Source organism: Streptomyces sp. EDA2-14, assembly GCF_054963755.1.
Window position 1 is genome coordinate 54,298 of the sequence record NZ_JBUEGE010000019.1, and the last position, 18,067, is coordinate 72,364.

The window sequence follows — 18,067 nt, forward strand, 5'->3', positions numbered from 1 at the left end:
CGCCTGCCGCCGGGCCCCTTGGTGTCACGCCTCCCGGATCTCGCCGGAGGCGTCCGTGCGCTCCAGTACGCCGCGCAGGGCCGAGGCCACCTCCTTGGTCTCCGTCTCCGTCATGATCAGCGGCGGGGACAGGACCAGGCTGTGCGCGGAGTCGCGGACGATGACGCCGGTCTCGCGGCGGATCACGTCGTGCGGCATCCGGTCGGGGTGCAGGGGCAGCGGGGCGCGCGTCGTGCGGTCCGCGACCAGTTCCACCGCGAGCATCATGCCCACCGAGCGGATCTCGCCGACGATGTCCAAGTCGCCCAGCTGGGACTGGAGTTCGCTGTGCAGCGTGGCGCCGATGGTCTTGGCGCGGGCGAGCAGGCCCTCGTTCTCGATGACGTCGAGGTTGGCGAGCGCGACGGCGGTCGCGACCGGGTGGCCGTTGTACGTGTACCCCATGGGGAAGCCGTGGTCGCGCAGCAGCACCTCGGCGACGCCGTCGGCGACCATGAGCGCGCCCAGCGGCACGTACCCGGAGGTGATGCCCTTGGCCGTGACGATGATGTCCGGGGTGACGCCGAAGTGCTGGGCGGCGAACCACTCGCCCACGCGCCCGTACGCCGTGACGACCTCGTCGAAGATCAGCAGGATGCCGTGCCGGTCCAGGGTCTCGCGCACGCGCGGCCAGTAGTCGGCCGGCGGGACGAGCATGCCGCCGACGCCCATGATCGGCTCGCCGATCATCGCCGCGATGTTCTTCGCGCCGATCTCCGCGATGCGCTCCTCCAGCTCCCGGATGAGGAAGTCGGTGGGGTCCTCGCCGCCGTACAGGTCGGTGCGGTACGGCCACGGCGGCGTGAGGTGCGAGACGTGCGGCATCATCGGGGCGAAGCCCTCGTGGTACAGCGGGAAGCCGGTCGCCGAGCCGCCGCCGTAGCCGATGCCGTGGTACGCCTTGTCGCGCGCCAGGATCCAGGTGCGGTCGGTGTCGCCGCGGCGGTGGTGGTAGTAGCGGGCCATCTTGATGGCCGCCTCGTTGCCCTCCGAGCCGCCGGAGGTGAAGTACACGTGGTTCAGCGGGTCCGGGGCCAACTCGGCCAGCCGCGCGGCGAGTTCGATGGCGCGGTCGTTGGAGAACTCCCAGAAGCTGGTGAAGTACTCCAGCTTCTTCATCTGCTCGTGCGCGACATCGGCCAGGTCCGTGCGGCCGTGACCGACCTGCGCCAGCCACAGTCCGCCGGTGGCGTCGAGGTAGCTGCGGCCCTCGGAGTCGGTGAGGCGGCAGCCCGACCCTTCGGTCATCACGACGCGCTCGGTGGCGCTGCCCGGCAGGTAGGGGTGGATGATGTGCGCCCGGTCGAGGGCGGCCAGCTGGTCTGCGGTGCGGCTCATGGTGTGGTCAAGCCCTTTCAGTTGTACGCGATCCACGTGGTCTTCAGGCCCGTGTACTTGTCGAAGGAGTGCAGGGAGAGGTCGCGGCCGTGGCCGGACTGCTTGAAGCCGCCGAACGGCGTGAGCGGGCTGAGCGCGTCGACGGTGTTGACCGAGACGGTGCCCGCGGTCAGGGCGTCGGCGACGCGGTGGGCGCGGCCGATGTCCCGCGTCCACACGGAGGCGGCCAGGCCGTACGCGGAGTCGTTGGCGAGCCGGACCGCCTCCGCCTCGTCACGGAAGGGCAGCACCGCGAGGACCGGGCCGAACAACTCCTCGCGCACGAGCGGGGATTCGGGGGTCAGGCCGGTGACGACGGTCGGGTCCAGGTAGGCGCCCTCGCGGTCGGGCCGGGTGCCGCCGCAGGCGAGCGTGCCGTCCGCCGCGCGCACGGCGGCGAGCACCCGCTCGGCCTGCGCCTCGTCGACCAGCGGGCCGATCCGGGTGGCGGGGTCGAGCGGGTCGCCGGGGATCCAGGCGCGGGCGTGCTCGGCGACGCGGGCGGTGAACTCCTCGGCGATCGAGGCCTCCACCAGGAGCCGGGTGTTGGAGGAGCAGACCTGCCCGGCGTTGTAGGCGAAGCCCCACGCGGCGCGCTCCGAGGCGGCGTCCAGGTCGGCGTCGGCGAAGACGACGTTGGGGCTCTTGCCGCCCGCCTCGGGCCACACCTGCTTCATGTTCGACTCGGTGGAGTAGCCGAGGAACTTCCTGGCCACGGCGGTGGAGCCGGTGAAGACGAGGGTGTCGACGTCGGGGTGCAGGCCGAGCGCGCGACCCGTCACCCCGCCTGGTCCGGGCACGACGTTCAGGACGCCGTCCGGGAGGCCCGCCTCCGAGGCCAGTTCGGCGAGGCGGAGCGCCGAGAGAGGGGACTGCTCGGCGGGCTTGAGGACGACGCTGTTGCCTGCCGCGAGCGCGGGCGCCAGCTTCCAACTGGCGATGTCCAGCGGGAAGTTCCACGGCACGACCGCGCCGACGACGCCCAGCGGGGCGCGCCGCACGAGGGCGAGATTGCCGGGCGGGGCGGGCGCCACCTCGTCGTAGAGCTTGTCGACGGCCTCCGCGTACCAGGCGAAGACGCCGGCCGCGCCGGGCACGTCGGTGCCGTACGACTCGGCGATCGGCTTGCCCATGTCGAGGGTGTCGCAGAGGGCGAGCTCCTCGCCGTGCACCTCGATGAGCCGGGCCAACTCCAGGAGGACGCGCTTGCGTTCGGCCGGATCGGTGCGGGACCAGCGGCCGTCCTCGAAGGAGGCGCGGGCGGCGGCCACGGCCCGGTCGACGTCGGCGGGCGAGGCGACCGCCACGTCGGCGGTGGTCTTGCCGGTGGCCGGGTTGACGGTCGGCAGCCACTGGCCGCCGGTGGGGTCGGCCCACGTGCCGTCGATGAAGAGACGGGTGCGGGGGGAGAGTTCAGCGGCGCGCTGCCGCCAGTGCGAGTGCGTCGTCATGCGTGGCCTTCGATCGCGTACGGGAGCTGTCCTGGCCAGTTCTTTGAAGTTGGATTCAAACAATGCGTCAGGGGTCCGTCAATGGGTTCGGCGGGATCCGCTTGATTTCCTTGAACCGCGTAACAGAGAATTAACCGCATGGGTAAGCCGGGGAGACCGAAGAACCAGACCGCGCGGCGCGAGGCGCTCGTGGACGCGGCGGGGCGGGCCATCACGGAGCGGGGCCTGGAGGGGCTGCGCATCAAGGACATCGCGGCGGAGGCCGGCATGTCCGCGGGCTCGGTCCTCTACTACTACCCGGAGCTGGACGAGCTGGTCCTCGAGGTCCACCGGGGCGCGGTCGAGCGTTTCCTCGCCGCGCGGCACGCGGTCACCGACGAGGTGGCCGACCCGGTGGACCGGCTGCGCGCGCTGATCGCCTCCGGTCTGCCGTCCGCCCCCGGCGACGCGACGCACGGGCTGCTCTTCGAGCTGCACCGCAGGGCCGACCGCAGCCCCGGTCACGCCGAACTGATGGCGTCACTGTTCGCCAGCGAGGTGGGCCTGTACGCCACGGTGCTCGAAGTGGGCGCCGCGACCGGGGTGTTCACCCTGACGGAGGCCGTGGGCGACCTCGCCAGGAACCTCGTGTCCCTGGAGGACGGCTACGGGCTGCACATCGTGAGCCGCAACGCCGGTCTCACGCGCACCGAGGCCCAGCGCCTGATCCGGGTCCACGCACGGGCGGTCACGGGCTGCGCCGAGCTGTGAGCCTCACCGGTCCTCGGCGTTCTCCCGCAGTACGTCCATCACCGCACGGGCCCGCGCGCTCTGCGTCATGCCGCCGAGCGAGGCGATCCTGACCTCCAGCGGGCGCCCGGCGTCCCGGAGTTCCAGCTCCGCGATCTCACCCCCGCCGTAGGTCCTGCCGGTCGCGGGGCGCTGGTTGAGCACGGAGTAGCCGAGTCCGCGGGCCACCATCGAGCGGACCGTCTCGTAGCTGCGGGTGCGGTAGCGGACGTCGGGGGCGGTGCCGGTGGCGGCGACGAGGGAGCGGAAGTAGTCGCGGCTGTGCGGCAGGTCGAGGAGGACGAGCGGTTCGGCCGACAGATCGGCGAGGGACACGCTGCCCCGGCCCGCAAGCGGATGGTCGGCCGCGACGATGACGTAGGCCGGGGCGCGGGCGATCGTCTCGCTGCACAGCTCCGGCTCGGTCGACAGGCCCAGGTCGTAGGTGAGGGCGAAGTCGATGCGGCCCGTGGTCAGGGCCTCGACCAGCTCGTCCGCCTCCGCCTCCACCACGTCGATCTCGATGCCCGGATGGCGCCGCGTGCACTCGCTGAACAGGCGCGGCAGGTAGTACGGCGCGAGCGTCACGAAGCAGCCGACCGTCACGGGCCCGGACAGCTCCGCGCCGTCGCCGCGCGCCTCCCGCTCGACCTCGCGCGCGCGGGCGAGCAGGTCCCGGCCCTGCGCCCGCAGCCGCTCCCCGGCCGGGGTCAGGGTCAGACCCCGGCCCCTGCGGCGGATGAACAGCTGCACCTGGAGGTCGCGCTCCAGGTTGTGGATGGCGGCGGACACGGCGGACTGCGCGATGTGCAGCTCCGCCGACGCCTCCGTCATCGAGCCGCGCTCGGCGGCGACCAGGAAGTAGCGCAGCTGAACGAGGGTGAAACCGAGCGGTGACATCATGCGGGGCCCTTGCCAGGTGATCCGGTTACGGGCCCGACCCTATGCCGCTTCGGAAGGCTTCTCGGCCACGTCCTCGGCGTGCAGCAGCGCGGAGCCCGCCGTCTCCTTCAGGGACAGCGCCGCGACGAGCCCGCCCACGGCGAAGACCATCAGGTAGGGCCCCGGCACCAGCGTGCTCCCGGTCGCCGAGATCAGCAGCGTCATCAGGTAGGGCACGGTGCCCGCGAACAGCGCCGCCGTCACGTTGTACGAGATGGAAAGCCCGCTCTGCCGGGTGCGCGTGGGGAAGACCTCCGCCGACCACACCGCGTACGTGCCGAGGATCGCCGCGAGGATCACGCCGAGCGCCAGACCGCCGATCCAGGTCCCGGTCATCCCGGTCCGCATCAGCCAGAACGCCGGAGTGGAGACGACCAGCAGGGCCGCCGTCGCCCCGATGAACACCGGCTTGCGCCCCACCCGGTCGGACAGGGCGCCGAACAGCGGCACGAGGGCCAGGCCGAGCAGGGAGATCACGGTGGACAGCAGGGCCGCGCTGTCGGCCGAGTGGCCGAGGTGGTCGGTCTCGTACGTCACCAGGTAGGTGAGCACCGCGTAGAACGGCACGTGCATCGCCGTCATCAGGCCCGCCGCCTGGAGCAACTGACGCTTGTGGGTGCGGAGCAGCTCGCGGGCTGGGCTGCGCGGGACCGTGTCGTTCGCTTCGAGGGCCCGGTACTCCGGGGTGTCCTCGATCTTGTTGCGGATGATCACGCCGATGATGCCGAGCGGCGCGGCGATCAGGAACGGGATCCGCCAGCCCCAGGAGGTGAGCTGCGCCTCGTCGAGCCCTGAGGACAGCAGCAGGAAGACGAACGAGCCGGCCAGGAAGCCGAGCAGCGAGCCGACCTCAAGCCAGCTCACGCCGAAACCGCGCCTGCGGCGCGGGGCGCTCTCCGCCAGGAAGCTGGCCGCGCTGCCGAACTCGCCGCCCGCCGCGAACCCCTGGACGAGCCGCAGCACCACCAGGAGGATCGGCGCCGCGATGCCGATCGAGTCGTAGCCGGGGAGCAGACCGATCGCCAGGGTGGCGCCGGACATCATGAAGATGACCAGGGACAGCGTGCGCTTGCGGCCGATCCGGTCGCCGAGCGGCCCGAAGACGAGCGCGCCGATCGGCCGGACGCCGAACGACACGGCGAAGACGCCGAACACGGCGAGCAGCCCGGTCGTCTCGTCTCCGGCCGGGAAGAACACGGTGGCGACGGTGCCCGCGAGATAGGCGTACGCGGCCCAGTCGAACCAGTGGACGAAGACGCCGACGGCACCGGCCGCGACGCTCCTGCGCAGGGTGGCGACGTCGGCGGTCACCCCGGTCTCGGACTGCTCGGTCACGGTCATGTCTTCGCCTCCTCGGAAGGGCCGGCCCGGTCCACGCCCGTCCACGCCAGCGCCACCGCCGCGTCGAGCAGCGCCCGCTCGGCGGTGGACCCCACGCAGTACGCGGCGAACTCGTGCTGGTGGTTGGTGGCGGGCAGGGAGCCGATGCCGATGTAGGGGTGGATGGCGGGCACCACCTGCGACACGTTGCCCATGTCGGTGGAGGCGCGGTTCATGCGTGCGGCCTGTCCGGGCGGCGCGAACTCCCGCCCCAGGTCGAGGGCGTTGGCCCGGTAGTGCGCGAGCGCGGTCTCGTCCGCGCGGAACTCCGCGTACGGCTTGCTCTCCGGCTCGATCTCGAGCTCGCAGCCGGTCGCGAGGGCGCCCGCCTCGAAGGCCCGCATGACGCGCGGCTCCAACTCGGCGAGTTCGTCGAGGGTTTCGGCCCGTACGTACCAGCGGCCCGAGGTGCGCTCGGGGATGGCGTTCGGGGCGTCACCGGCGTGTGTCACCACGCCGTGCACCCGCGCCGACGGCGGGAGCTGCTGGCGCAGCAGGCCGATGGCGACCTGGGCGACGGTGAAGGCGTCGGCCGCGTTGATCCCGGCCTCCGGGTAGGCGGCGGCGTGCGCGGACTTGCCGGTGTAGGCGACCTTGGAGTGGCTGACCGCGAACGGGCGGGCCTCCGCGACGTCGACCGGCGCGGGGTGCGCCATCATCGCGAGGTCGACCCCGGCGAACGCGCCCCGGTCGAGCAGCTCGATCTTGCCGCCGCCGCCCTCCTCGGCCGGGGTGCCGTAGACCTCCACGGTGAGCCCCAGGTCGTCGGCGACGGCGGCGAGGCCGAGCGCGGCGCCGACGGACGAGGCCGCGATCAGGTTGTGCCCGCAGGCGTGCCCGAGGCCGGGCAGCGCGTCGTACTCGGCGCACAGCGCGATCCGCCGCGGGCCGCTGCCGAAGGAGGCGTGGAACGCGGTGTCCAGGCCCAGGTACTTCGACGTGACGTCGAACCCGGCCCGGTCGAGGAGCTGCGGCACGGCGGCGGCCGCCCGGTGCTCCTCCCACGCGGTCTCCGGGTCGGCGTGCAACTGCTCGGACAGGGCGACCAGTTGCTCGGCGTGCCGGTCGACCTCCTTGCGGGCGGCGTCCTTGACGGCACTCATCGTGCGTCTCCCGGAACGCCGTACGAGGGTGAGCTCGCCGGGTCGAGTCCGCGCGTCACGTAGTCGTCGCGCTGCGGCAGCCACACGTCGAGCAGCTCGCCGAGCCGGTCGATGGGGTCGTCCGCCCAGTCGATCCGCAGGTCGGTGACCCGCCAGCCGACGTCGGCGACGACCGCCAGGCCCGCCGAGTGCACCGGGCCCTCCTCGCCGCCCGCCGCGACGGCGGCCTTCATGGCGGCGACAAGACGCTCCTCGATCTCGCCCGTGGCGCTCTGGTACGCCTCCAGGAGCACACCGGGGATGTGCGTCCCGGACAGCATGTTGCCCGCCGCGACCGCGCCGTCGGCGGTGGCGGTGGCGTACGTGCCGAGGGTGTGCGGGCCGCTGTACGCGAAGCCGGGGCCCTCGCGGCCGAGGACGGTCAACTGCCGGTAGGCGATGGTCTTCTCGTCGCGCGCCGCACCCGTGACCTCGGCCAGGGCGCGCTCCGCGTCGCCGTGCTCCGCGAGCGCGTCGAGCAGCCGCGTGCCGAGCGTCGGGTCGGTGATGTTCTGCGAGGACGCCGCGCCGACGCCGGGCCGCAGATGGGCGATGCGGGCGGCGACCGCGGGGCTCGACGAGCTGCCCGCGATGCCGAACCGCTCACCGTCGCGGACCACCAGGGAGAACGTCATGCCCGCGCCTCCTTCGGGATCACGGCGACCGCGTCGATCTCGCACAGCCACTCCGGGCGGGCGAGCGCCGAGACGACGATGCCGGTGGAGATGGGGTGGACGCCCTTGGTCCAGCGGCCGACCGTGCGGTACACGGCCTCGCGGTAGCGCGGGTCGATGAGGTAGATCGTGAGCTTGACCAGGTGTTCCATCCGGCTGCCCGACTCCTCGAGCAGCATCTTGATGTTCGCCATGGCCCGCTCGGCCTGCGCCTCCGCGTCGCCGACGCCGACGTTCTCGCTGGTGTCGAGGTCCTGGCCGATCTGGCCGCGGACGTACACCGTGTCGCCGGCGACGACGGCCTGGCAGAGGTCGTTGTCGAGGTTCTGCTCGGGATAGGTGTCGCGGGTGTTGAACGGCCGGATCCGGGTGTGCCCGCCGGCCACGATCGGGGCGTTGGCCATGGTCTCTCCTCAGTTGCTGCCGTACGCGAGGTATCCGCGCCGGGTCGTGATGTGGTCGGCGACGTACTTGGCGTCGTGCCAGACACCCCAGATGAAGCTCGATCCGCGCCGGGACAGCCAGGGCAGGCCGAGGAAGTAGACGCCGGGTTCGGTGGAGACCCCGCGGCGCTGGTCGGGGCGGCCGTTCTCGTCGTACGCGTCGACGTCGAGCCAGCTGTAGTCGGCGGCGAAGCCGGTGGCCCAGACGACCGACGTGACCCCGGCCCCGGCCAGGTCGAGCGCCAGGCGCGGGTCCGTCATGCACTCGGGGTCGGGGCCGAGGACGTGCGCCCCGGGCTCCTCGGGCAGGTCGAGGCCGTTGCGCTCGATGTACGCGTCGGCGGCCCGCAGCAGGTCCAGGTACTTCTCGTCGCCGAGCGCGATGTTCTGGGCGAGGTCGGGTGCGAAGCTCAGCACCCCGTCCTCGTACGCGGAGGTCATGCCGAGCAGTTCGATGCCGGTGCCCGCCAGCTCGCGGAAGTCCACGGAGTGGCCGCCGCGTGCCCCGCTGACCGCGATGGTCACGTGGGCCGCGCCCTGCGGCGGCGTCGTCAGGTCCCACAGGCCGAGCACGCCGAGCCACCAGCAGAAGTCGCGCCCGCGGTACTGCCGGGGCGGCCGGTCGTGCGGGCCCACGGACAGGAAGACGCGGCGCCCGGAGCGGCGCAGCTCGTCGGCGATCTGCACGCCCGAGGAACCGGCGCCGACCACGAGGACGGCGCCCTCGGGCAGCTGGTCCGGGTTGCGGTACTCGCTGGAGTGGAGCTGGGTGCCGACCGCGCCGTCCGGAATGATCGGCGGGATCACGGGTCGCTGGAACGGGCCGGTCGCGGCCACCACGAACCCGGCGTCGATGGTGCCCTCGGACGTCTCGACCCGGAAGCCGGCCGTGCCCTCGCGCTTGTGCACCTTGGTCACCTCGACGCCGCACCGGACCGGGGCGTCGATCTTCTCGGCGTAGCGCTCGAAGTACTCCGCGACCTGCTCCTTCGTCGCGAAGGCGTCGGGGCCGACGTCGGGGAACTCCAGGTTCGGGAAGCGGTCGTGCCAGGCGGGCCCGTTCGCGACGAGCGAGTCCCAGCGCTGCGTGCGCCACCGCTCGGCGATCCGGTCCCGCTCCAGGACGATGTGCCGAATGCCCAGGTTCCCCAGGTGCTCGCTCATGGCGATACCGGCCTGACCTGCGCCTACGACGACAACGTCCGTCTCTTCACTGGGCAATGCAGCCTCATTGGGCATTGAAGCCTCCACTCAAGCGGTAGTTGGTCCATCGCTGGTTCCGCGGCACCGCACGAGACATCTTTGGACGCGTCCGCAACCCTGTCCAACAGATGTTTCCGGGGTGAGTGATCTGTTTTTCAGATGTGGGTCGGAGGGTCTCGACTAGGGTCGTTCCGTGAGCACCGAGCAGAATCCGACCGCGCCCCTCGACGAACTCGACCGCCGGGTGGTCGCCGCCCTGCAGATCGACGGCCGGGCCTCCTGGCGGCGGATCGCCGATGTGCTGGGGGAGCCGGAGCGGAAGGTGGCGCGGCGCGGGCACCGGCTCGTGGAGAGCGGGGACGTCGCGGTGCGCGGCCTCGTCGTGCGCGGCGAGACCGTGATCCTGCGGATGAACTGCCGGCCGGGCTCCGTGCGGGAGGCCGCGCTCGCGACGGCCCGGCGGCCCGACGTCGTCTTCTCGTACGTGCTCGCGGGCGTCGCCGACTGCGTGGCCGAACTGCAGTGCCCGCCAGGCCGGTTGGGCCGCCTGATGCTGGACGAGGTGCCCGCCCTTCCGGGGCTCGTGCAGCAGCAGGTCTCGCCCGTGCTGCGCTACTTCCGCACCGTGCACGAGTGGTCGCCGGGCATTCTCGACGACGCCGAGGTCGCGGCGCTCGGGGGCGGCGAGCGGCAGGACGACCGGGTCGGCCTCGCCGAGGTCGAGCTCGCCCCCGACGAGGAGGCCATCCTCGGCGCCCTCGCCGCGGACGGCCGGTGCACGAACGACGAGCTCGCCGCCGTCGCCGGGGTCTCGGTCGCCACGGCCCGGCGCCGCGTCGAATCGCTGAGCCGCGCCGGGCTCGTCAGCATCCGCGCGGTCGTGGATCCCGCGCTGCTCGGCCTGCCCGTCCAGGCGCTGCTGTGGATCAGGACGCGGCCCGGCGAGGTCGAGGAGGTGGGGCGGCTCCTCGTCGAGTCGCCGCTCGTGCGGTACGCGGCCGTGGTCATGGGGGAGCACCAGCTGCTCGTCGACGTGACCCAGCCGTCGAAGGAGGCGCTGCACGCCTTCCTGACCGAGCCGGCGTGGGTGCGCAGGGCCGAGGCCGTGCAGTCGCACCTGGTGGTCGAGGCGTGGAAGCGCAGCGGGGTCTCCACCGTGTCCACCCTGTGAGCCTCGCAGGGCGAGGTTTCGACGGTGTGACCGTAAATGCCAGTCCGGTAAATCTCGCGTCTGAAAAGTTCATCCAGTACGAGCCATTGACTTAAACAGTCAGCTCGCCGCAGTGTGAGGGCGCACACAGTCGCCTCCTGCCCGAGGACGGTCATGCCCGTACGCCCCACCGATTCCGACGCCCTGTGCGCGCTCGACGCCGTCGAGCTCGCCGACCGGATCCGCCGCCGCGAGCTGTCGGCGCGCGAGGTCGTCGCCGCCCACCTCGACCGCATCGAGCGCGTGAACCCGGTGCTCAACGCCATCGTCACGCTCGACGCGGAGGACGCCCTCGACCGGGCCGGACAGGCGGACGAACTGGCGGCCTCGGGAGCCGAATTGGGGCCCCTGCACGGGCTGCCCATCGCCTTCAAGGACACCCACCTCACCCGCGGCATGCGCACCACGCACGGCTCGCCGCTCTTCGCCGACCACGTGCCCGACGAGGACGAACTCCTCGTCGACCGCGTCCAGCGGGCCGGCGCGATCCGCGTCGGCAAGACCAACGTCCCGGAGTTCGCGGCCGGTTCGCACACCTTCAACCCCGTCTTCGGCGCGACCCGGAACCCGTACGACCCGACCCGCTCCGCAGGCGGCAGCAGCGGCGGGGCCGCCGCCGCGCTCGCCGCCCGGCTCACCCCGATCGCCGACGGCAGCGACATGGGCGGCTCCCTGCGCAACCCGGCCTCGTTCTGCAACGTCGTCGGCCTGCGCACCACCCCCGGCCGCGTGCCCTCGCTGCCCACGAACGACCTGTGGGAGACGCTCGGCGTCGCCGGTCCCATGGGCCGCACCGTCGCCGACGTCGCGCTGCTCCTGTCGGTCATGGCGGGCCCCGACCCGCGCTGCCCGCAGTCCCTGGAGACCCCCGGATCCACGTTCCGCACCCCGCTGGAGCGCGACCTCAAGGGGCTGCGCGTCGTGTACGCGCCCGATCTCGGCGGCCGCGTCCCCGTCGACCCCGAGGTCCGTGAGCTCGTCGCCCGTCAGGTCAAGGTGTTCGAGGCGGCGGGCGCGCACGTCGCCGAGGACTGCCCCGACCTGGACGGCGCCGAGGACGTCTTCCGCATCCTGCGGGCGCAGGCCTTCCGCACCGGGCTCGGCCCGCTCCTGGAGACCTCCCGCGAGCAGCTCAAGCCCAGCCTCGTCTGGAACATCGAGGAGGGCCTGCGGCTCACCTCCGCCGATCTGGCCCGGGCCCGCACCGAGCACAGCCGCATCCACCTCGCGGCCACCGAATTCTTCGAGCGCTACGACGTGCTGATCGCACCGGTCAGCCAGGTCGTGGCCTTCGACGTCGACCTGGAGTACCCCACCGTCATCGACGGACAGCCGCAGCACACCTATCTCGACTGGATGCGCTCCGCGTATCTGCTCACCGTCCTGGGCGCACCCGCCCTCTCGGTCCCCGCCGGCTTCACCGACGCCGGGCTCCCCGTCGGCCTGCAGATCGTGGGCCCGCCGCGCGCCGAGCGCACCGTCCTCGAAATCGGCGCCGCCTACGAGGCCGCCACCGGGCACGGGCGCCGCGCGCCCCACCTCTCGTAGCGATCAAGAGAGAGTCCTCGCGCTCAACTCCCCTCAGCTGGAGCCCCGATGAGATCTCCGCACGCGCTCTGGGCCGCAGTGCCCGTCCTGGCGTTCCTCAGCACCCCGTTCCTCCCGTTCGTCAACGGTCCGCACCTGTGGTTCGGCCTCCCGTCCGTCCTGGTGTGGTGCCTGCTCTGGACCGTGGGCACCACGGTCGCGCTGGCCCTGGTGGACCGCGGTACGCGGTCCACCGTCGGCTACGCGGACGAGGCCGAGGAGAAGACGGAGGCCGCCGCGTGAACAGCACCATGGTCATCACGGTCCTCGGCATCGTCGCCATCGCGACGGTCGGCGTCACGGGCCGCCGCGCCCCCAGCAAGGAACTGGGCGAGTGGACCGTCGCCAAGCGCGGCTTCTCCACCTTCACCACCTGGTTCCTCCAGGCGGGGGAGGCCTTCACCACCTTCAGCTTCCTCGGCCTCGCGGGGATCGCGTTCGGCGGCGGCGTCGCCGCGTCCTTCGCGGTCTGCTACCTCGCGATCAACTTCGTGCTCCAGTACTTCACCGCTCCCCGCATGCGCCAACTCGGCCAGCGCGGAGGGTATTTGACGCAGGCCGACTTCTTCGTCGACCGCTACCGCAGCCCGCTGCTCGGCAAGGTCGTCGCCGTCGTCGGCGCCGTGTTCCTGCTGCCGTACCTGCAACTGCAGATCACCGGGCTCGGCATGATCGTGCAGCTCGCCACCGGCAGCGCCACCGGCGGCAACCTCAGCATGGTCCTCGCCACCGTGCTCACCGTCGTCTTCGTCCTGTGGTCCGGCATCCGCGGCATCGCGCGGGTCGCCTACCTCAAGGACGCGCTGATGATCATCGGGCTCGTGGTGCTGGTCGCGGGCGTCGCGTTCTCCGTCAACGGCGGCATCGGCGGCCTCTTCGACACGATCCGCGACAGCCACCCGCAGCTGCTCACCCTGGACCAAGAGGGCTACGACGGCACGTTCTTCGTCACCGCCGTCATCATCTCCGGCATCGGCGGCGGACTCGGCACCATGGCCCACCTGTGGCCGCCGGTGCTCGCCGCCCGCAGCGGCCGCGTGCTGCGCTCCAACGCGATCTGGCTGCCGCTCTACCAGGTGGCCCTCGGCATCCCGATCGTCATCGGCTTCGCCGGCGTCCTGCTCGCGAAGAAGGGCACCGAACCCAACGGCGTCGCCCTCACCCTCGCCGGACAGACCCTGCCCGGCTGGCTCGTCGGACTCGTGGCGGTCGCCGCCGCCTCCGCCGCGATGGTGCCGTCCGCGGCCATCGTCGTCGGCATCTCCAGCCTGCTCTCGCGCAACCTGCTGAGCGTGCGCAACGAACGCACACAGCTGCGCACCAACCACCTGTGCGTGATCGCGGCGGCGGGCCTCGCCCTCGTCCTCGGCCTGACCCGCCCCGGCCTCCTCTCCGACCTGCTGCTCCTCACCTACGGCGGACTGACCCAGCTCGCCCCGGCGATCGTGATGGGCCTGGCGAAGAAGGTCAGGCTCGGGGCCGTGCCCGCGCTCATCGGCATCCTGACCGGCGTCGCGGTGCTCGCCTGGCTGACGTTCGGCTCCGTCGACGTCGGCACCGTGGACACCGGCCTGATCGCCCTGGCCGTCAACATCGTCGTCACGACCGGCGCCCAGCTCCTCCTGCGCACCCGGCCTCAGGAAACCGTCAACTCGCCGACGGACTCCGCCGATTCACCGGTCTCGATGAGCCGCACGTAACGTCCGCCCACCCCGGCCTCGAACGGCGCCCACCGCCCGCCGTCCACCGAGGTCTCGAGCCGGTACGCCGTCGTCCCGGTCACCCGCACCCGGTCCACCGGGCGCACGCCGCCGAGATCCACGGTGAGCGAGGCGCCCTGTCGGGCCGGGCGCCAGGTCGTGGCCGGGTTGCCGTCGACGGCGGCGCCCGCGTACTGGCCCGGATCCTCCGACGTCGCCTTCGCGGTCTTGCAGCGGGCCAGGTCGGTCGTGGGGGTGCGGTCGGGGCGGCGGGTCGGCAGGGTGAGTCCCGCGCCGGTCACCGTCGCGCGCCCGTCCGGGGTGTCGACGGCGAACGGCGCGCCACCGGTCAGCCGGACGGTGGTGGTCTCCGGCCCGATCTCGACGTCGTACGTCCGCCCCCGCCACCGAAGCCCCTTCACCTTCACGCCCTTCGACAACTGCGGCGGCAGCATCGGATCGAGCCGCACGGCGTCACCGTCCTGCCACCGCATCCCGGTGAGCCCGTGCGTGAAGACCTGCAGAAAGCCGCCCTTCCCGGTCAGGAAGTCCTGCGCGGGCGTGCCCGCGAGCGCGTCCCCCGCGCCCGCCTTCTCGCCCCGCGACTCGGAGAACGTGCCGAACGGACCGCGGAAGAACGGCCGCGAGGCCCGCTCCAGGAAGGTGTACGTCGAGCAGCCCGGCTCACCGATCCCCGCCGCGGCGACCGCGTGCACCGAGTCCGTCATCGCCGGTCCGTCGCGGTCGGTGTGCGCGGCGTAATAGTCGAGGGTCGCGGCCGCCGCGCCCTTCGGCATCGGCTTCCAGTCCAGCGGATACAGCAGCAGCACGGCGTCCGCCTGCTTGATGTCGGCGCCCTTGTCGATGTCGTACCCGGCGTACTGGAGGAAGACCTTGCGGTCGCGGTCGTACGGGATGCGGAGCCGGTCGGCGATCCGCTTCCAGTCGGCCGGGGCCTCGGCGCCCACGAGACGGGCGGCCTTCGTGGCGTCCCGCAGCGCGGTCGCGGCGACGGCGTTCGTGTAGACGCCGTCGTCGACGCCGTTGCTGTACTCGTCCGGGCCCGCGACGTCCTTGATCGAGTACGAACCGTCCTTCTCGTTCGGGGTGACGCGTGAACTCCAGTACGTGGCAAGCCCTTTGAGGAGCGGCCAGCCGCGCTCGCGCAGCCAGGCGCGGTCACCGGTCGCCTGGTAGTACTGCCAGGCCGCGAGCGCGATGTCGCCCTGGAGGTGGTTCTGGGTGACGCAGTGCGGCGGGTTCCAGCTCTGGCACTCCTTCCACAGGGAACCCGAACTCGCGCTGGTCCATGGGTACATGAACCCCTTCTGCGAGGTCTTCAGCGCGTTGTCGGCCGCCGCGCCGCGCGTCCGGTACCGGTATTCGAGCACCGGCTTCGCCAGCTCGGGACGGGTGGCGAGCAGCGACGGATACATCCACGTCTCGGCGTCCCAGAAGACCATGCCCGCGTAGTTGTCGCTGCTCAGTCCGGTCGGCGCGATGCTGTTGCGGGCGCCGGGGCGCAGCGAGGAGAGCAGTCCGTACTGGGCGGCGCGCAGCCGCGACTGGAGTTCGGGGCGGCCCGGCGTCTCCACGTCCGACGCCCACAGCGTGCGCCAGGCGGCGTTGTGCCGGGCGACCAGCGCCGCCCAGCCGCCCGCCGCGGCGCGCTTCGACGCCCGCAGGGCGGCGGCCCGCGGATCCTTCGACGTGAGGCCGGTGTCCACTCCCACGAACTTCGTGACGTCGTACGCGACGCCGTCGGCCGCGCGGAAGTCCGCCGACTGGCTGGTGCCGAGCCCGCCCTCGGCGCGGCGGGCGATGTGGGTGCGGCCGGGGGAGCGGAGCGTGGTCGCGACGGTGCCCGGGGTCCCGGAGTCGTCCGTGCGGAAGCCGACGGCGGCCGTGCGCTTGCCCGCCGGGCCGCTGCCGGTGCCGGTGATCCGGCGGGCGCCGCGCTCGTCGATCCGGTCGGTGACGGCGACCTCGCCCGACCAGTGGGGTCTCACGCGCAGCCGCACCGCGCCGACGTGCGGATCGGCCCGGTCGGCCAGCACCTCGAACGTGAGGTCGGTGCGCTTCCCGTCCTTGTGCACCCACGTGACCTCCGTACGCACGACGCCGCAGCGCATGTCGAGCGTCTGCCGGTACCCCGTGGTGCGGCTGCCCGGCCCGTACGTCTCACCGCGCGCCCGCACGTCGAGCCCGGTCCAGGTGGGCAGTGCGGCGACGGCCTCGCGGTGGGCGGTGTTCTTCGGCCCCCGCCCGTAGAGCCCGGAGACGAACGCCCCGTCGTACGGCGGCGTGTAGAGCGGCCACCCGGTCTTGTCACCGTCCTCCCCGGTCCGCGCGTACCCGGCCCCACCGGGCGGAACCCGCACTCCGAGATACCCGTTCCCCGCGTATGCGTGGTACGGACTCCCGGCATCGGCGGTCCGCGTACCAAGGGTCCACCCCGGCCCACCACAGCCGGTGCCGCCCGGTGCGGCCTGCGCGGGCGGGACGAGACCGGCACCGAGGGCGAGAGCGGCGATGACGACGAGACGCACTGACTTCATGGGGAGAGAGTGAGCCGCGAGGTCGGTATGTGCGGGTATGCGCGCCGAGGTGCGGATAATTTAAGCCCCTGCGGCGATTGAGCAGCGGGGTGCGGGGCGGAGCCCCGATCTTTTGGGTCCCGGCGGCGGGTGGGCAGAATCAAGCCCCGCCGGCGATTGAGGCGCGGGGTCCGGGGCGGCGCCCCGAGGCGTGGGCAACGACCACCGCACCACAACGCCCCGCGTTCCCTACTCTCACCCCATGAGCCCCCACCTCGGCCTCCCCGACACCTACTGCCCCGCCGACGGCACCCGCGTCCCCGCCCACACCCTCACCTGGCGCTGCCCCCTCTGCCAAGGCCCCCTCGACCTCGACTACTCACCCACCCCGGGCCCGCTCAAATCCCTGACGGGCCGCGTCAACTCCCTGTGGCGCTACGCCGAATGCCTCCCCCTCCCACGCCCGGACTGCACCCTCGGCGAAGGCCGCACGCCCCTCGTGCCGCTCACCGCCGAAGTGGATGCCAAGCTGGACTTCCTCCTGCCCACCCTCTCCTTCAAGGACCGCGGCGCCGTACTGCTCGCCGCCCTCGCCACCCGCCTCGGCCCCGAACGCGTCATCGCCGACAGCAGCGGCAACGCCGGCACCGCCGTCGCCGCCTACTGCGCCCGCGCCCGCCTCGCCTGCACCGTCTACGTCCCCGAGGGCACGTCCGCCAAGAAGCTGGAGCAGATCCGGGCGCACGGCGCCCGCGTCGAGGTGGTGCCGGGCGACCGCGAGGCCACGGCCCGCGCCGCGCGCGCGGCGGCAGACGAGGACGGGGTGTTCTACGCGAGCCACGTCTACAACCCGTACTTCCTGCACGGCACGAAGACGTACGTGCACGAGATCTGGGAGGACATGGGCGGCCGCCTCCCCGAGACACTGGTGCTCCCCGTCGGCAACGGAACGCTGCTGCTCGGCGCCGCCCTCGCCGTCGCCGAACTGCACCACGCCGGGCTCATCGACCGCCGCCCGGCCCTGCACGCCGTGCAGTCGGCGGCGGTCGCCCCGCTGGCCCGCGCCTGGCAGGCGGGCTCGGACGAGATCGTCGTCGACGCGGCCCCCGCCCCGACCGCCGCCGAGGGCATCGCCATCCCGAACCCGCCGCGCGCCCGCCAGATCCTGCGCGCCGTACGGGAGTCGGGCGGTGCCTTCCACACGGTGACGGAGGACCAGATCCGGCACGCCCAACTCGACCTCGCATCCCGTGGGCTGTACGTCGAGTCGACCTCGGCGGTGTGCTGGGCCGCGGTCCGCGACGGCGGCGCGCTCGGCGGGCGCGGCGCCGTGGTTCCGCTGTGCGGTGCCGGGCTCAAGACGGGCCTCGTCCCCGGAAACGGATGAACCGTCAACGAACCGGGACGCACGCGCGAAGCCGGAAGCGTATGCATGCTCGAAGCCTGCTCCGATGTGTGAATGCTGCACTACCTGGGCAAAGTCGCTGCGTAAAGGCCTCTGACCTTGGAAGTCATCACATCGAGTGATTCTCTGGCCTTCGCTTGCACGCCTCAACCCACGGTTGCCACGCTGTTGCTGTCTGTCAATCTGATGGGGATCTGAGGGGACAACCA

The 18,067-nt window shown here is 72.4% G+C and carries 15 protein-coding genes; 6 read left to right on the forward strand and 9 right to left on the reverse strand.

The features are described 5' to 3' along the window. Window positions 1-24: 24 nt before the first annotated feature. The gene (locus ACY34M_RS33100; RefSeq protein WP_462722123.1) at window positions 25-1,377 is read right to left on the reverse strand and encodes an aminotransferase family protein; all 1,353 of its coding nucleotides are present in this window, start codon (window positions 1,375-1,377) and stop codon (window positions 25-27) included. Window positions 1,378-1,394: 17 nt separating this feature from the next. After that, window positions 1,395-2,867 (reverse strand): aldehyde dehydrogenase, encoded by a 1,473-nt coding sequence (locus ACY34M_RS33105; RefSeq protein WP_462722122.1) that lies wholly within the window; start codon window positions 2,865-2,867, stop codon window positions 1,395-1,397. Between the two features lie 138 nt (window positions 2,868-3,005). Here ACY34M_RS33105 and ACY34M_RS33110 point away from each other — a divergent pair, with 138 nt between their 5' ends. Beyond that, window positions 3,006-3,617 carry a TetR/AcrR family transcriptional regulator gene (locus tag ACY34M_RS33110; RefSeq protein ID WP_462722121.1) on the forward strand — a complete coding sequence of 204 codons (612 nt, stop codon included), beginning with the start codon at window positions 3,006-3,008 and terminating at the stop codon, window positions 3,615-3,617. Window positions 3,618-3,620: 3 nt separating this feature from the next. Here ACY34M_RS33110 and ACY34M_RS33115 read toward each other — a convergent pair whose 3' ends face one another. The 6 genes from ACY34M_RS33115 to ACY34M_RS33140 are packed head-to-tail and all read right to left on the reverse strand — an operon-like array spanning window position 3,621 to window position 9,455. After that, the gene (locus tag ACY34M_RS33115) at window positions 3,621-4,538 is read right to left on the reverse strand and encodes a LysR substrate-binding domain-containing protein (RefSeq protein WP_462722120.1); all 918 of its coding nucleotides are present in this window, start codon (window positions 4,536-4,538) and stop codon (window positions 3,621-3,623) included. Window positions 4,539-4,577: 39 nt separating this feature from the next. Then, window positions 4,578-5,918 carry an MFS transporter gene (locus ACY34M_RS33120; protein ID WP_462722119.1) on the reverse strand — a complete coding sequence of 447 codons (1,341 nt, stop codon included), beginning with the start codon at window positions 5,916-5,918 and terminating at the stop codon, window positions 4,578-4,580. Further along, on the reverse strand, window positions 5,915-7,060 hold the full coding sequence (locus ACY34M_RS33125) for a M20 family metallopeptidase (RefSeq protein ID WP_462722118.1): 1,146 nt from the start codon (window positions 7,058-7,060) through the stop codon (window positions 5,915-5,917). The genes ACY34M_RS33120 and ACY34M_RS33125 overlap by 4 nt, the downstream gene beginning before the upstream one ends. Beyond that, window positions 7,057-7,734, reverse strand: a complete 678-nt coding sequence (locus ACY34M_RS33130; RefSeq protein WP_462722117.1) for a DUF1028 domain-containing protein — start codon at window positions 7,732-7,734, stop codon at window positions 7,057-7,059. Before ACY34M_RS33130 ends, ACY34M_RS33125 begins: the two co-directional genes overlap by 4 nt. Next, window positions 7,731-8,177: a RidA family protein gene (locus ACY34M_RS33135; protein WP_422474198.1), complete on the reverse strand. Its 447-nt coding sequence runs from the start codon at window positions 8,175-8,177 to the stop codon at window positions 7,731-7,733. Before ACY34M_RS33135 ends, ACY34M_RS33130 begins: the two co-directional genes overlap by 4 nt. A gap of 9 nt (window positions 8,178-8,186) precedes the next feature. Further along, window positions 8,187-9,455, reverse strand: coding sequence for a flavin-containing monooxygenase (locus ACY34M_RS33140; RefSeq protein WP_462722116.1), 1,269 nt, complete (start codon window positions 9,453-9,455; stop codon window positions 8,187-8,189). A gap of 157 nt (window positions 9,456-9,612) precedes the next feature. Here ACY34M_RS33140 and ACY34M_RS33145 point away from each other — a divergent pair, with 157 nt between their 5' ends. From ACY34M_RS33145 to ACY34M_RS33160, 4 genes are all read left to right on the forward strand, one after another. Continuing rightward, window positions 9,613-10,590: an Lrp/AsnC family transcriptional regulator gene (locus ACY34M_RS33145; protein WP_462722115.1), complete on the forward strand. Its 978-nt coding sequence runs from the start codon at window positions 9,613-9,615 to the stop codon at window positions 10,588-10,590. 153 nt (window positions 10,591-10,743) lie between these two features. Next, window positions 10,744-12,177 carry an amidase gene (locus ACY34M_RS33150; RefSeq protein WP_462722114.1) on the forward strand — a complete coding sequence of 478 codons (1,434 nt, stop codon included), beginning with the start codon at window positions 10,744-10,746 and terminating at the stop codon, window positions 12,175-12,177. 48 nt (window positions 12,178-12,225) lie between these two features. Beyond that, entirely contained in the window at window positions 12,226-12,459 is a 234-nt protein-coding gene (locus ACY34M_RS33155) for a hypothetical protein (protein ID WP_462722113.1), read from the forward strand. Beyond that, window positions 12,456-13,916 carry a sodium:solute symporter family protein gene (locus ACY34M_RS33160; protein WP_462722112.1) on the forward strand — a complete coding sequence of 487 codons (1,461 nt, stop codon included), beginning with the start codon at window positions 12,456-12,458 and terminating at the stop codon, window positions 13,914-13,916. The genes ACY34M_RS33155 and ACY34M_RS33160 overlap by 4 nt, the downstream gene beginning before the upstream one ends. On the opposite strand, the gene ACY34M_RS33165 is transcribed toward ACY34M_RS33160, so the two are convergent. Continuing rightward, the gene (locus ACY34M_RS33165) at window positions 13,853-16,474 is read right to left on the reverse strand and encodes a glycosyl hydrolase family 65 domain-containing protein (RefSeq protein WP_462722111.1); all 2,622 of its coding nucleotides are present in this window, start codon (window positions 16,472-16,474) and stop codon (window positions 13,853-13,855) included. The two genes, ACY34M_RS33160 and ACY34M_RS33165, sit on opposite strands and share 64 nt — an antisense overlap. A 241-nt stretch (window positions 16,475-16,715) precedes the next feature. Here ACY34M_RS33165 and ACY34M_RS33170 point away from each other — a divergent pair, with 241 nt between their 5' ends. Further along, window positions 16,716-17,840, forward strand: coding sequence for a threonine synthase (locus ACY34M_RS33170; RefSeq protein WP_462722110.1), 1,125 nt, complete (start codon window positions 16,716-16,718; stop codon window positions 17,838-17,840). Window positions 17,841-18,067: the final 227 nt, after the last annotated feature.

Coding starts and splice junctions, on each gene's coding strand:
- ACY34M_RS33100 (WP_462722123.1), bottom strand. CDS start 1,377: ATGAGCCGCACCGCAGACCAGCTGGCCGCCCTCGACCGGGCGCACATC.
- ACY34M_RS33105 (WP_462722122.1), bottom strand. CDS start 2,867: ATGACGACGCACTCGCACTGGCGGCAGCGCGCCGCTGAACTCTCCCCC.
- ACY34M_RS33110 (WP_462722121.1), top strand. CDS start 3,006: ATGGGTAAGCCGGGGAGACCGAAGAACCAGACCGCGCGGCGCGAGGCG.
- ACY34M_RS33115 (WP_462722120.1), bottom strand. CDS start 4,538: ATGATGTCACCGCTCGGTTTCACCCTCGTTCAGCTGCGCTACTTCCTG.
- ACY34M_RS33120 (WP_462722119.1), bottom strand. CDS start 5,918: ATGACCGTGACCGAGCAGTCCGAGACCGGGGTGACCGCCGACGTCGCC.
- ACY34M_RS33125 (WP_462722118.1), bottom strand. CDS start 7,060: ATGAGTGCCGTCAAGGACGCCGCCCGCAAGGAGGTCGACCGGCACGCC.
- ACY34M_RS33130 (WP_462722117.1), bottom strand. CDS start 7,734: ATGACGTTCTCCCTGGTGGTCCGCGACGGTGAGCGGTTCGGCATCGCG.
- ACY34M_RS33135 (WP_422474198.1), bottom strand. CDS start 8,177: ATGGCCAACGCCCCGATCGTGGCCGGCGGGCACACCCGGATCCGGCCG.
- ACY34M_RS33140 (WP_462722116.1), bottom strand. CDS start 9,455: ATGCCCAATGAGGCTGCATTGCCCAGTGAAGAGACGGACGTTGTCGTC.
- ACY34M_RS33150 (WP_462722114.1), top strand. CDS start 10,744: ATGCCCGTACGCCCCACCGATTCCGACGCCCTGTGCGCGCTCGACGCC.
- ACY34M_RS33155 (WP_462722113.1), top strand. CDS start 12,226: ATGAGATCTCCGCACGCGCTCTGGGCCGCAGTGCCCGTCCTGGCGTTC.
- ACY34M_RS33165 (WP_462722111.1), bottom strand. CDS start 16,474: ATGAAGTCAGTGCGTCTCGTCGTCATCGCCGCTCTCGCCCTCGGTGCC.
- ACY34M_RS33170 (WP_462722110.1), top strand. CDS start 16,716: ATGAGCCCCCACCTCGGCCTCCCCGACACCTACTGCCCCGCCGACGGC.